This is a genomic window from Streptomyces sp. NPDC088116 (assembly GCF_044741745.1).
GTDB lineage: Bacteria > Actinomycetota > Actinomycetes > Streptomycetales > Streptomycetaceae > Streptomyces.
This window is the reverse complement of record NZ_JBIUTF010000002.1, coordinates 928103-941590: the sequence shown is the minus strand read 5'-3', so window position 1 is coordinate 941590 and position 13488 is coordinate 928103. Positions and strand designations below refer to the sequence as shown.

Sequence of the window (13488 nt, the reverse complement as noted above, 5' to 3'; positions counted from 1 at the left end):
CGCACTGGCCTGCGCACTGGCCTGCCGGCTGCCCCGTCACCGACCCACTCGCTGCCCCGCCCGGCCGCCGGCTCCGGCTGCCGCCGCCCCCGCGTCCGCCGTCAACCACCCCCGCCGATAAGGCCGTTGTTGGTCCACTCGGCATGGATAAGGAACACCTCTCCTCAATGGTGCGCATCCGCCCGGTTTGTTGATGGAGGTTTCTATGAATTTCCCGAGCGGCTGAACACCCCGCGCGTGGCGTGCGTATGAACCGATGCGCTTCGCTTCTCCCCCTGCCGCGATTTTCCCGTAACCGGCAACGAAGCTTGAGGAGTTAGTTCCATGGCACGAACATCGAGAAAACGCTCCACACTGGCAAACCGGGCGATCGCCGCCTCGGCTGCCTTGCTCCTGGGCGGGGGTGGGCTGGTAGCGGTCAATGTCTACGCATCCGCGGGTGAAGGCAAGTCCGGCCAGTCCTCTCCGCGGAGCCAGAACGTCGGGCAGGCGTCGACCATCGTCTGCCCCGACGTGGCGAACGAGGACCGGCTGGCGGGCGTCCCGGAAGCGGCCCGAGCCGAGGTCGACCGTGAGCTGGCGAAGATGGACACCCAGATCACCGAAGCCTACAAGCGGTTCGCCGACTCGAAGTCGGCGATCGCACAGGACTCCAAGTTCGTCGACAACGCCATCCTCGGCCCGCTGAAGTCGAAGCGGGTCGCCGCGCTCGACCGGATCTCCATCGCGATGGGCAGGTCCGGAGAGCGGCCGCAGGGTCTGGAGAGCCTCTCGGCCTGCACGATGAAAACGAACGGGACCCTCGACCAGGGAGGCGGCCGGAACGGCGGCCAGGGCAACGGCCAGAACGGCGGCCAGAACCAGGGTCAGGGCCAGAACGGCGGTCAGGGTAATGGTCAGAACGGTGGTCAGGACCAGGGCCAGAACGGCGGCCAGGGTAACGGCCAGGACGGCGGCCAGAATGGTGGCCAGGGTGGCGGCGACCAGGGCGGAGGCGGCGGTCAGGCCGGCAACGGCCCCGAGGCCGGCGACTTCGTCGACATCAACAGCGTCCAGCCGAACGTCCAGCAGCCCCAGAACGGTGGCAACGCCTCGACGGGCACCTTCGCGACCAATTGCGGGGTGAACGAGAACGGGCTCTTCAACTCGGACAACGTCATCGTCGCCCCCGGTGTGACCAACGGCGCGCACCACATGCACGACTACGTCGGCAATCAGGGAAACACCGCGTTCGCGACGGACGATTCCCTCGCCGCCGGTGAGACCAGCTGCCAGAACCAGGGCGACAAGTCCACGTACTACTGGCCGGTCCTGCGCCTCCAGAACGGAAAGGCCGAGGCCGATGCCAACGCGGACGGCGGCGGCAAGGAAGGCAACGTCGGAGAGATCCAGACTCCGTCCGAGGTGACGCTGAGCTTCGCGGGCAACCCGCAGGCCAAGGTCACCGCCATGCCGAAGTTCCTGCGCATCATCACGGGTGACGCCAAGGCATTCACCAACGGTGACGCCAACGCCAACGCCTCGTGGAGCTGCACCGGATTCGAGGACCGCCAGCTCAAGGACAAGTACCCGATCTGCCCCGAGGGCAGCCAGGTGGTCCGTAGCTTCAAGTTCCAGAGCTGCTGGGACGGCCAGAACGCCGACAGCGCCAACCACCGCGACCACGTCGCGTTCGCCGACGAGAACGGCAACTGCCAGAACGGCTTCCAGGCGATCCCGCAGCTCCAGCAGCGCATCGTCTACGACGTGCCGCCGGGCCCCGGCTTCGCGCTCGACTCCTTCCCGGAGCAGCTGCACAAGCCCGGCACCGACCACGGCGACTTCATCAACGTCTTCGACGAGAACGTGATGAACAAGGTGGTCAAGTGCATCAACGGCGGTAAGAAGTGCCAGTGAGGCAGCGCCTCACCGGCTGAGCGACCGCCGGGCGTCCCAGCCCGGCTCCCGCTCTCGTCCCCGCTCCCCGTAACTCCCACGGCCCACACCCGCAGCACGCGGGGGTGGGCCGTGGCGCGTGGTCAGCTCATGTGGTGACCCGAGTGCCCCTCGTTCCCCGCGTTGCCCTGGCTCCCCGCGTTGCCCTGGCTCCCCGCATTGCCCTGGCTCCCCGCGTTACCTTCCTTCCCTCCGTCGTCGCCGCCTCCGGAGTGGTGGGTCGAGCCGGTCTCCACCGTCCCGCCGAGCCGGCCGCGCAGCGTCGCGACCACCTTGTCGTCGCCGACCGCGACCCATTTCCTGCCGACGAGATAGGAACCGCCGTAGTCCTTCGCCTCGTTGATCCACTCCCGGAGGCCGCGGTCGGTGGCGAAGGTCGCCAGCACATACTTGCCGTCTCCAGTTGTGCAGTTGGCCTGCCGTATCTCTTCCGCGTCCATCTGGATGTTCGGTTCACACTTCGCCTGTGAGGCGATGTGTTCGAGGCTTCCGGTTGCCGTTCTCGGCTCCTTGGGAGCCGCTTCGTCATTCGCCGCACAGCCCGCCGTCAACACCAGGGCCAGGGCCGCAATTACCACGAGAGGTCGCTCCGTACGCATGCGCCCATCGTGCCCCGCGGCCCTGCCACCGCGTGGGGGAACGGCCGGGATGACGGCGGGACGACAGCGGGATACGGACACGGTGACCGCCGGTACGCGACTGCCGCCCGAGGCGGAGGTCGGGCCGAGGCGGAGGTCGGGCCGAGGTGGCGGTCGGGCCGAGGTGGCGGTCGGGCCGAGGTGGCGGTCGGGCCGAGGTGACCATCGGACCAATCGCTCGTTCTGCTCAACGTGCCCCCAGACAACGCCGTCACCGCCCCCGCCACCCCTGACGTGTCCGCCGCCGCGCCCGTCGGCGTCGAGCAGGCCGAGGCGGCCCTCGTAGAGCACTATCCGCGTCTCGTGCGGATCGCCTATCTCGTCCTGCCGCCGTCGCTCGGCCGCAACCGGCGTGTCCTGACCGCGCACGCGCTGGTGCAGCGTTCGCTGCCACGCGGCCGTACGGCGGCCGGCCCGTCCGGGCTCACCGCGCCGCGCCGCACGGCGGGGACCGTGGCCGTACGGAACCCCGGCTATCTGTACGTGCGTGAGCGCGTGCTCCGGCAGGCGCTCGACGCCGGGCGTCCGCTGCGCCGGCTCGCCCGGCCCCGGCGGGCCCAACTGCCGCCGCTGCTGCCGCACGTATGGGGCCTGCGGCTGTTCCCGCGCTCGGGCGGGGCCGACGAACTCGCCCTGGACCAGCGGCTGTCCCGGATGACCGGCCCGGCCCGCGCGGCGCTCGTCCTGCGCGGTCTGGACGGACTGTCCGCCGAGGACGTACGGCACGTACTCGGCGCGGTGGCGGCCGACGGCGAAGACCTGGACATGGACGCCGCGCTCGCCGAGGCCGACAGCGTCCTGACGGCGGAGCCACCCGGGACGGCTGGGACGGCTGGGGAGCCGTGGGCCAACGAAGCGGCTGGGGAGCCATGGGCCAACGGAGCGGCTGGGGCTCCTGAGGCAACCGAAGCAACACGCACGGCCGGACACCTGGACACCGTCGCGCTGCTGCGCTCACCCGAGTTCGATCCGTGCTCCCTCCAGGCCAGGCCCACCGATCTGATGATCCGCCGTCGGCGCGCCAAGACCACGGTCGCCGCCGTCGCGGCCGTGCTCCTCTGCGGCACACTCCTCGCACTGCCGGGCGGCGGCTGGGGCCCGGACGGCGCGGCGGCGCCCGCGTACGCCCGGAACGCGGCGGTGCGATCGGCCCTCGACCCGGGCCGGGTACGGCGGATCGCGCCCGCCGCGTGGCGGACCTCCTCCCGTACGGACTTCTCCGTCTGGCCCACCCGTGGGCCACTGGCCGACGACCGCGCCCTGCTGCGCCGCGCGCTGGCCGTCTGGGCCGGGCCCGGTGCGTCGGTGCACGTGTCCGCGACCCCCGCCACCCCGTCGGGACCGCCGATGGGACCGCCGCAACTGCTGTACGCGGGCACGGTCGACGGGGCGTCCGTGGTCCTCTTCCACGACGGTCTGCGGGTCGTGCGGTACGCGGAGCCGGCGGACGGAGGCAAGGTCGCGGCCCTGGACTTCGCGCGGGTCGACGGTGCGGACGACACGGCGTCGGACGCCCTGGTCGTGGGCCGCTCCGACGGCAACGTCCGTTATCTGACGGCCCCTTGGGTACGTCGTACCGGCGTACGGGACCTCCTCGCCCCGACCGCGCCCGCGCGCCCGCTGCGCCGCGACGCGGACGGGGTGACGGAACCTCTGGCGAGTCCGGCGACGGCACGGGACTGCCGGTCCTGGAACACACTGGAGGTACCCGGCGCGAACACCGGGGACAGCGACAACGGAGGTACGGACCGACTGCTCACCGACCTCGGCGAAATGATCCCGGCGCGGCTGACGTCCGGGCCACCGTCCGCCCCGACGGACGTGGCCGGCGCCGCCGACCGTGCGGCCTGGGCGCGGACGGCCTGCCTGTTGCCGACGGTACGGTCGCACGGCGTGCGGTCCGTGAACTCCTGGCAGTACGCCACCCAGTCCCTGCCCGAGTCCAACGGCACCGCGGCCTGGCTGTGCACCCGCGCCGAGACGTGGCGCGGCACGGGAAGCCGGGTCATGGCCCAGTTCCAGGCACCGACGCGGAAGGCGACCCCGGGGGCGATCGCCGCGCGGGCGGAGGACTCACCGGCCTGCGGGGTCCGCGATCCCCGGGTCCTGGCGGGCGTGTTGTGGAAGTCGCGGGGCGGGCAGTGGTACGTACTGGCGGCGGGCAACGAGCGGTTGAGGTCGCTGGAGCTGTCGGGCGGGGTGAAGGGAAGCGCGCGCGGCAATGTCCTGGCGGCGCGGGCCAGGCAGGGCGCCGACGCCGAGTTGTCCGGACGGGAGGCGGACGGTACGCGGGTGAACACACTGCGCTGACACCCTCGCGCCCCCATCGCCGGCCGGTCTCAGGGCAGCAGCAGCCAGTCCGCGCCCAACGCCGCCGCCAGGCCCGCTCCCAGCAACCACGTGCCCAGCCGCGTACGCCCGTGCCTGCTCAGTTCGATCACCACACCGCACAGGATCATCGCCAGTCCGTACACTCCCACCACCAGGACCGACGTGCGCTCCGCCAGCCTCACCACCAGCAACACCGCCAGTGCGGCCAGCAGTACCGATGCCAACGCGATCCGGACCAGTCTCGCCTGACGGGGCGTCAGGCCGCTGCCGTCCGGCTCCGGTATCGGTGTGCCGGCGGACTCGTCCTGGTCAGATGCGCTCATGGATCGGGAGCGTAACGGACATCCTGCGGAAGCGGCCGGTTAGGCTGTTGGTATGACCACCGGGGTGCGCCGCAGGATGGGCGTCGAAGAGCGGAAGCAACAGCTGATCGGTGTAGCGCTGGAGCTGTTCAGCCACCGCTCCCCCGACGATGTCTCGATCGACGAGATCGCGGCGGCGGCCGGTATCTCCCGGCCGCTCGTCTACCACTACTTCCCCGGCAAACAGAGCCTGTACGAGGCCGCCCTGCGCCGGGCGGCCGACGACTTGGCGACCAGGTTCCTGGAGCCGCGCGAAGGCCCGCTCGGGGCGCGGCTGCACCGGGTCATGAAACGGTTCTTCGACTTCGTCGACGAGCACGGCGCCGGTTTCTTCGCGCTGATGCGGGGCGGGCCGGCCGTCGGCGCGTCCACCGCGACCGCGATGATCAGCCAGGTGCGGCAGGCCGCGTACGAACAGATCGTGGCCCATCTCGGGGTCGGACAGCCGCCCGCGCGGCTGGAGTTGGTCGTCCGTTCCTGGGTGTCGCTGGCCGAGTCGACGGCACTGATCTGGCTCGACGGGCGGCGGATCCCGCGTGCCGAGCTGGAGTGGCAGCTGGTGCACGACTTCGCCGCGCTGGCCTCCGTGAGCGCGGCGTACGACGAGGAGATGGCCGCGATCCTGCTCCGTGTCCTCGCGGACGAACCGGCCGACGGCCCCTACGGGGACCTGGTCGGCCGGCTCACCCGGCTGGGCATGGAACTGGCGGAGTCGGCGCAGCCGTCCGAATCGGCGCCGCCGACGGAATCGGCGGGGCCGACGGAACTACCCGGTCAGCGCGTTCACGTGTAGATCACGCGTACCTCGGTGAAGCCCAGGGAGCGCAGCAGCCCCTCCAGCATGCTCGTGGTGTTCTTCTCGGCGCGGGTGATGAGTTCACTCTCCTCGGCCGCTTCCCCGATGTGCCGTGCGGCCAGTTTGTTCACGGCCCGCTCGTCGGCCGGGTTGTCGGAGAAGAGGTCCCCGAGCCGGTCGAGCAGCCCGCGCTCCTTGGACACGGCGTACGAACGCTCCGGGTCCAGCGCCGGTTTGCCCAGCTTCGCGTGCGGCAGCCGAATCGTCGCCGAGGTGCGCTCCTTGTCGGTCCGGACGCTGCCCTCCCCGACACCGCCGAAGTCGACGTACGAACCGACCGTGCCGGCCCCCACGTAGAGGGTCCGGGTGCCCCGGATCGCGTCCGGCAGATACTTGGCGTCCTTCTCCAGGTCGACCACGACCTGGAAGTTGCCCGAGGCCGCCTCATACCGGTCCAGATCCTGGATGGATTTGAGCAGAGTCGGTCCCGTACGGTCATTGGTCTCCTCTCCGAAAACGTCGCCGAATCCGGGCATCAGGTCGAGCCGGCTGCCGAGGAAGAGCAGGGCGGCCACGACGACGAGGGCGATGGGCAGCTTGCCCCACCAGGGCAGGCGCGATTCGCGCCGCTGGTTCCGGCTGTCTTCCGGTTTCACGTCGGTGGACGTCATACCTACCGGATGTCCCGGAGAGCCGGGGTTCACACGGCCGCCCCGGCGTTCGCACCGTCACATGCGCGTGAACACGCGATGAACCCCGACCCGACTCCCTTGTCCTGTACGGCTGTTCAGAGGTCCGACGGCAGATGACCCCGCAGCGCGCGGGCCAGTCCGCTCTCCCCGTCGTCCACCAGGCCGCGGTGGAACGCGTCCTCGTACGCCGGGCTCCCGGCCGCCTCGCGTGCCTGCCGTTCGCACTCCTCGCGGACCGGGGCGAGTTCCGGGGTGCCCCGCAGGGGATGGCCGACCATGCGCCAGAAGGCCTGCCCGGTGCCGTACGCGTGCGCGGCCCGTTCGCCGTCGCCCTGCGCGGCGACGGCCGCCGCCAGCAGATCGAGACCGAGGGCGATACCGAAGCTGTCGCGCAGTCGCTCCCTTCCGCTGACCATCGAGCGGGCGTGTGCCTCGGCCTCGTACGGACGGTTCTGGAGCAGGTGCACCAGGGCGAGTTGGTAGTCGGCGTAGGAACGGGTCCAGCACTCGCCGTGCTCCAGGCAGACCTTCCGCAGCTCCATGGCTTCCTCGCCCGCCTCGTCGAGCCGGTCCAGGGCGGTGAGCGCGAAGATCCGGACCATCCGGCAGCGCAGCTGGGACGCGGAGTCGAAGGGGGCACCCGGATGGGACCGCAGCGCCTGGTCGGACACGGTGTGGGCGGCCTGCGGGCGGCCCGTCAGCAGACAGGTGAAGCTGATCAGATAGGCCGCGTCCAGCATGGCGTCGGGGTCCTGGTCACGCCACGCGGCCATACCGCAGCGCTCGCCGAACCGCCGGGCGCCCTCGTGGTCGCCCTGGAGCAGGACGGTGATACCGAGAGCCCAGAGCGCGCGGGTACGGTCCGGCCCGGAGGCGTCGTCCGGCCCGGGGGGATGGTCCAGCCCGGGGACGCGGTCCGGCGCGGGAGTGTGCCCGGGGGAATGGTCCGCCACCGGGGCCTCGCGTGCGCTGAGGGCGCGTTCCAGGTAGATCCGGGCCTCGTGCAGATGGCCGCGGCAGCTCCAGAAGAACCCCACGCGGCCCGCCATCTCCACGGCCGCTTCCGGGTCCGCTGCCAGGAGATGGTCGAGCGCGGCGCACAGGTCCGCGTGGGCGTCACCGATCCGCGCGTACCAGGCGACCTGTTCGGGTCCGGCCCAGCCGGTGTCGGCCTGCCGGACCAGGCCGGCGAAGTGGGTGGCGTGCCGCCCGGCGAGCAGATGTTCCTCACCCAGCTCCGCCAGCCACATGGCGCCGTACTCCCGGAGGGTGTCGAGCATCCGGTAGTGGTCGCCGTCCTGTCGCAGGACGGACTGGGCCACGAGCCCGGCCAGGGCCTTGGTCACCCCGTCCGCGGAGAGCGGCCCGCCCGCGCAGACCGCCCGCGCGGCGGCCTCCCCGAACCCGCCGCGGAAGACAGAGAGCCGGGCCCACAGCAGGCGTTCGAGCGGGGCGCACAGCTCGTGGCTCCAGCCGATGGCGGTGCGCAGGGCGCGATGGCGCTGGGGCCAGACGTTCTCGTTGGTGAGGAGGTCGAGGCGGTTCGTGAACCGGGAGGTGAGCCGGGCGGCGATCTGCTCGACGGAGTTCTCGTCGAGCCGGGCGCAGGCGAGTTCGACCGCGAGCGGGATGCCTTCCAGCCGCTGGCAGATCCGGGCGGCGGCCTCGGCGGTCACCGGGTCGTCCAGGGACACCCGGGGCGCGGCGTGCGCGGCGCGGTCGCGGAAGAGCCGGAGGATCTCGTCGCTGCCCCTGCCGTCCAGCGGCAGGGGCGGTACGTCGATGAGGTGTTCGCCCTTGGCTCCCAGGGACTGCCGGCTGGTGGTGAGGACGGTGAGCCCGGGGGCGGCGGTGAGCAACTCGCCGACCAGGTGTCCGCAGGCGGGCACCAGCCGTTCGCAGGAGTCGAGGACGAGCAGCAGCCGCCGGTCCGCGAGCCATTCGCAGAGGGCCTCGACGGGCCGTCGCAGGGAGTGGTCACAGAGCCCGACGGCGTCGGAGACCGTACTGAGCAGCAGCCGGTCGTCGTAGAGCGGTGACAGGTCGGCCCACCACACTCCGTCGGGATGGCGTCCGCGCGGGCCGCCTTCCCGCTGACCACTCCCCCGCGCGCCGCCTCGCCGTGAGACCTCTCCCGACGAAGCGCCGTCCCCGGTGCGTGCGCCCAGGCCGCCGGTCCGGGGACTGTCCGGCCGCACATGCGCGCAGCCGCGCCGTATGCCCGGAATCAAGTCCGGGAGCCCGCCCGGCGGCCCGGCGGGCAGCCCCGCCGCGCGCCGCGCCGCGCGTTCGGCGGCGCGCAGCGCCAGTCTGCTCTTGCCCACACCTCCACTACCGGTCAGTGTGATCAGCCGGTGCTCGTCAAGTGCGCGTTCCAGGAGGACCAGTTCGGTCCTGCGCCCTACGAAACTGGTCTTCTCTTCGGGAATGTTCCCCACCACGGGTACAGTCTGGACCAGTTGAGGTCCGGGTCCGGCACGCACGATGCGAAACAGACAGAAACGACCGGGAGTTGCCCCTGCGCGGTCGGTTCACATCACCAACCAGCCTCTCCCGCCCCACGCCGTCACGCCTCACTCACCCCACTCACCTTTAACGCGCCGCGAAGACCGCCACCGTCCGCGCGGGCACGGTGAAAGTGCCCGAACTCCGTTCGTAGGACGACCCCTTGACCGTACGGTCCGCTCCCCGGGCCTGGATCCGGTGCAGCCCGTACGGCCGCCCCGCGAGCCCCGCCACCCGCTGACTCAGCGTCTCCGGGGTCGCGTTGAACACCACCACCAGGTTGCCGAGCATCATGGTGATGACCCCAGGTGTCTCCTCCGGCCCGGACAACGGGAAGGAGAGCGCGGACTGGACCGCGTCCGTCGAGGTGAGGCTGAAGGCCCGCTCCGTGGTGCGGATCCGCAGCAGGTCCCGGTACGCGGCGGACGCCCCGGTGATCTGCGGGCAGCCGACCGTGAGCCCCGGCGCCGTCAACAGGGGTGCCGCGTAAGGCCATTTGTCCTGGTTGTCGGCGGCCGGTGGCAGACCCCGCCCGAAGCCGTTGCCGTTCCGGCAGTCCCAGTGGATCGCGTTGAACCAGTCGCCGCTGTCGTACGAGTTGCGGTCGAGCGACTTGGAGCGCAGCAGGTCCGTACCGGCCTGGGAGAGCGACGGCCCCTGCGAGAGTGCGGCGGTGGCGAGGGCGAGCACCTGCATACGGGAACGGTCGGCGGCCGTCACCGTCGGCGGCAGTTTGAAGGCGAGAGCGTCGTACAGCGACTCGTTGTCGTGCGCGTCCGCGTAGGCGAGCGCGTCGCCGGGAGCTGCCGCGTAACCGGCCGGTGCGCCGTTGTAGTCGACCTCCGAGCCCCGGACCGTACGCCCGGCGGTGTCGGTGAAGGAGTAGCCGGCGAGGCTGCCGGTCAGCCCCACCTTGATCAGGTCCTGGTAGTGCAGCAGCCGGGCCCTCTGCTGCGCCGGAGTGCCGTTGGCGGAGGCCGGGTTGGGGTCGGTGAAGAGGCCGGAGGCGAAGCCCTGGACGCCCGGGTCGGCGTCGAAGGGACCGCCGCCGCGCACCGCGTCGCGGGCCCGGTCGGAGAAGGTCGCGATGCCGGTGCCCGCCATGTTCCGCTGGGTGGCCTGGACGAAGCGGGCGTCGTCGGCGATCTCGCCGAAGTTCCACCCCTCGCCGTAGAGGACGATCTTCTTGCCGTCGACGCCGTCCTCGGCGGGGGTCAGCGCGTCCAGCGCCTTCCGTACGGCGAGGATATTGGCCTTCGGATGGTGTCCCATCAGGTCGAAGCGGAAACCGTCGACCTTGTACTCCCGCGCCCAGGTGACGATCGAGTCGACCACGAGCCTGCCCATCATCGCGTTCTCGGTCGCGGTGTCGGCGCAGCAGGTGGAGGTGTCGACGGAGCCGTCCGCCCGCAGCCGCTGGTAGTAGCCGGGCACGATCCGGTCGAGGACGGACTTCTCGTCCTGGCCGGAGGCCACGGTGTGGTTGTAGACCACGTCCATGACCGTGCGCAGCCCGGCGCCGTTGAGCGCGCGCACCATCTGCCGGAACTCGACCGTACGGCGCGTCCCTTCCGGGTCGGTGGCGTAGGACCCCTCGGGCACGGTGTAGTGGAGCGGGTCGTACCCCCAGTTGTACGCGTCCTTCGCGGCGGTCTTCGCGACACAGGCCTGCTGCTCGGCGGAGTCGGGTGCGTACACACTCAAGTCGCAGGCGGGCGCGGCCTGTTCGGAGGCGCGCTCGGGGATGGTGCCGATGTCGGACGCCGGCAGGAGATGGACGTACGAGGTGCCGGAGGCGGCGAGTCGGCGCAGATGGCGCATGCCGTCGGAGCCGGTGTCCGTGAAGGCCAGGTAGGTGCCGGGGTGGCGGGAGGTGGGGTCCGCGACGGAGAAGTCGCGGATGTGCAGCTCCTGGATCTGCGCGTCGCGCAGCGGTACGGCGGCGGGCTTGCGCAGGGTGGACCAGCCCTCGGGCGCCAGCGCGGGGTCGGCCAGGTCCACGACGAGGCTGCGCGCCGAGTCCGTGGTGAGCGCCGTGGAGTACGGGTCGGTGACCTTGTTGGTGACGGTCTCGCGGACGCTGGGCGCCCAGACCGTCACGGCGTACCGGTACGGCTTGCCCGCCCAGCTCTCCGGGCCGCTCACCGACCAGACGCCGGAGGCGTCGTCGCGCGCCATGGGGACCGTACGGCCGTCGAGTTCGAGGGAGACGGTACGGGCGGTGGGCGCCCAGAGGGAGAGGGTCGGGCGGCCGTGCGCGAACACCGGGCCGAGCGACGCCTTGAGGGCCCGCGCGCTGTAGAGATCGTCGAGGACGCCCTGCGTCTGTACGCCGGTCGCGGCGAGCAGGGTGCCGTCGGCGGCCCGCTGGGTGACGGTGAGCCGCCCGCGCAGTGATTCACGGACCCGTGAGTGGTCCCGTATCTCCGTGGTGAAGGCCGGATAGTCCTTGAGATGCGGGTACTTCGCCTTTTGCGCGTCGGTGAGCGCGGACGGTACGAGGGACAGCCGGCCGCCTTCGTACTCCACCCACTGGGTGGTAGCGGCACTCGCCGCCACCCTCCAGACGACGGTGTCGGCGTCGATCCACTGGGCCTCGGACGTGACGGGCGCGGACGGCTGCTCATGCGCGGTCGCGGGCTCGGTGGCGGCGGCCGAAGGCGCGGGCGCCAATACCGCGCACACGAGGAGGGCGACGGCAGTCGTGGCCCGTGACCGGAGCGGGCGTATCACGCGGGATCCTCGGACAGCCGCGGTGAGGTGGCGGAGGCCGCCGAACAGGTACGGGCACTCGCGTGCAGAGCGACCGCCGTGTTCGAGCCGAGCGTCGCCGTGAACTGCCCCGAACCGTTCACCGTCACCCCGTTGCCGGTCTGCACGTCGCAGTAGACACCGCCGGGCAGCGACGTCTGGAACGTACGGGTCAGCGCGGAGCTCTCGTGGTTGATGGCCACATACCCCTTGGAGCCCCGGCCGAAGGCGATCTGGTCGGCGCCGTTGTCCCACCAGTCGGTGACGGCCTCGCCCCGGGTGGTGTTCCGGAAGCCGACCATGGACGAGATCTCGCGCCAGGCGTGCTGGCACTTCCAGCCGTCGCTGTAACAGGCGTTGACCGTACCGCCGTTGGGCGGACCCGCGTCCCGGTCGGTGAACTCGTATCCGGAGTGCACATCGGGCGTGCCGTACAGCCAGGCCAGCATGAAGACGTTGGCGAGTGTGTAGTTCGCGCCGTCCTTGTAGCTGAGGGTGTCGCCGCCGCGCTCGGTGTCGTGGTTGTCGACGAAGACGGCGGACCTGCCCGACTCCATGTAGCCCCAGCCCTCGCCGTAGTTCTTCAGGTAGGCGAGGTTCTCGTTGTTGAAGACCCGCTTCAGGTCGCGGGCGTACCTGAATTCCTGGACGTCTCCGGTGCCGAGGTACTCGCTCGGCGACACGGCCTCACCCGCGCCGTAGATGGCCTCCTGCTTCCAGTAGGCACCCGGACTGCTCAGCCTGCTCTTGATGTTGGCGAGGTCGCCGGCCGGCATGTGTTTGGCCGCGTCGATCCGGAAGCCGTCGACGCCGAGGGAGAGCAGGTCGTTCAGGTACGCCGCGATCCGGCCGCGTACGTAGTCCTCGCCGGTGTCGAGGTCGGCGAGGCCGACCAGTTCGCAGTTCTGGACGTTGGCGCGGTCGTTGTAGTTGTTGATCGACGACCGGCAGTCGTCCAGGTCGGCGCCCGAGTAGATGCCGGGGTAGGTGTACTTGGTGTACGAGGAGCCGCCGGTGCCGGTTCCGTCCCCGGCCGCCATGTGGTTGATGACGCTGTCGGCGACGACCTTGACGCCCGCCGAGTGGCAGGCGCTGATCATGTCGGAGAAGGCGGCGCGGTCACCGAGCCGTCCGGCGATCCTGTAGCTGACGGGCTGGTACGAGGTCCACCACTGGCCGCCCTGGATGTGCTCCTGGGGCGGCGAGACCTGTACGTAGCCGTAACCGGCCGGGCCGAGGGTGTCCTTGCACGCCTTGGCTATGGAGTCGAACCTCCACTCGAACAGTACGGCGGTGACGTCCTTGCTGCCGGGTGGCGCCGCCTGCGCGGTCCCGGCGGGAACCGTGAGGGCGACGGCGGCGCCGGCCACGAGGGCGAGAGCGGCTGCCAGGGTTCCGCGAGCCATGATTCCTCCAACAACGCTGGTGGGGGATGGGGATGGGGATGTGCGGGTGTGCGGCGGTACGGCGGTACGGGT

At 71.0% G+C, this 13488-nt stretch carries 7 protein-coding genes and 2 pseudogenes; 3 read left to right on the top strand and 6 right to left on the bottom strand.

From position 1 onward, the window contains the following. Positions 1–324 precede the first annotated feature (324 nt). A complete protein-coding gene (locus ACIOJD_RS10460) occupies positions 325–1896 on the top strand; it encodes a DUF1996 domain-containing protein (protein WP_401910676.1) in 1572 nt (523 codons plus the stop codon). A gap of 122 nt (positions 1897–2018) precedes the next feature. On the opposite strand, the gene ACIOJD_RS10455 is transcribed toward ACIOJD_RS10460, so the two are convergent. Further along, the gene (locus ACIOJD_RS10455) at positions 2019–2534 is read right to left on the bottom strand and encodes a hypothetical protein (protein ID WP_401910675.1); all 516 of its coding nucleotides are present in this window, start codon (positions 2532–2534) and stop codon (positions 2019–2021) included. 231 nt (positions 2535–2765) lie between these two features. Between ACIOJD_RS10455 and ACIOJD_RS10450 the strand changes: the two genes are divergently transcribed. Next, complete coding sequence (locus tag ACIOJD_RS10450) at positions 2766–4883, top strand: hypothetical protein (RefSeq protein ID WP_401910673.1); 2118 nt, start codon at positions 2766–2768, stop codon at positions 4881–4883. A gap of 29 nt (positions 4884–4912) precedes the next feature. On the opposite strand, the gene ACIOJD_RS10445 is transcribed toward ACIOJD_RS10450, so the two are convergent. Next, a complete protein-coding gene (locus tag ACIOJD_RS10445; protein WP_401910670.1) occupies positions 4913–5227 on the bottom strand; it encodes a hypothetical protein in 315 nt (104 codons plus the stop codon). A gap of 52 nt (positions 5228–5279) precedes the next feature. On the opposite strand from ACIOJD_RS10445, the gene ACIOJD_RS10440 reads away from it, so the two are divergent. Next, positions 5280–6059 (top strand): TetR/AcrR family transcriptional regulator, encoded by a 780-nt coding sequence (locus ACIOJD_RS10440; RefSeq protein WP_401910668.1) that lies wholly within the window; start codon positions 5280–5282, stop codon positions 6057–6059. Here ACIOJD_RS10440 and ACIOJD_RS10435 read toward each other — a convergent pair. The 4 genes and pseudogenes from ACIOJD_RS10435 to ACIOJD_RS10420 all read right to left on the bottom strand — a co-directional run. Further along, entirely contained in the window at positions 6050–6733 is a 684-nt protein-coding gene (locus ACIOJD_RS10435; protein WP_401910667.1) for a DUF4230 domain-containing protein, read from the bottom strand. The two genes, ACIOJD_RS10440 and ACIOJD_RS10435, sit on opposite strands and share 10 nt — an antisense overlap. 116 nt (positions 6734–6849) lie before the next feature. Further along, positions 6850–9192 carry an ATP-binding protein gene (locus ACIOJD_RS10430; RefSeq protein ID WP_401911714.1) on the bottom strand — a complete coding sequence of 781 codons (2343 nt, stop codon included), beginning with the start codon at positions 9190–9192 and terminating at the stop codon, positions 6850–6852. 154 nt (positions 9193–9346) lie between these two features. Then, positions 9347–11860 (bottom strand): annotated as a pseudogene (pulA, locus tag ACIOJD_RS10425) (pullulanase-type alpha-1,6-glucosidase); the annotation flags it as partial. Positions 11861–12012: 152 nt separating this feature from the next. Further along, positions 12013–13416 (bottom strand): annotated as a pseudogene (locus ACIOJD_RS10420) (alpha-amylase family protein); the annotation flags it as partial. Between the last annotated feature and the right edge of the window lie 72 nt (positions 13417–13488).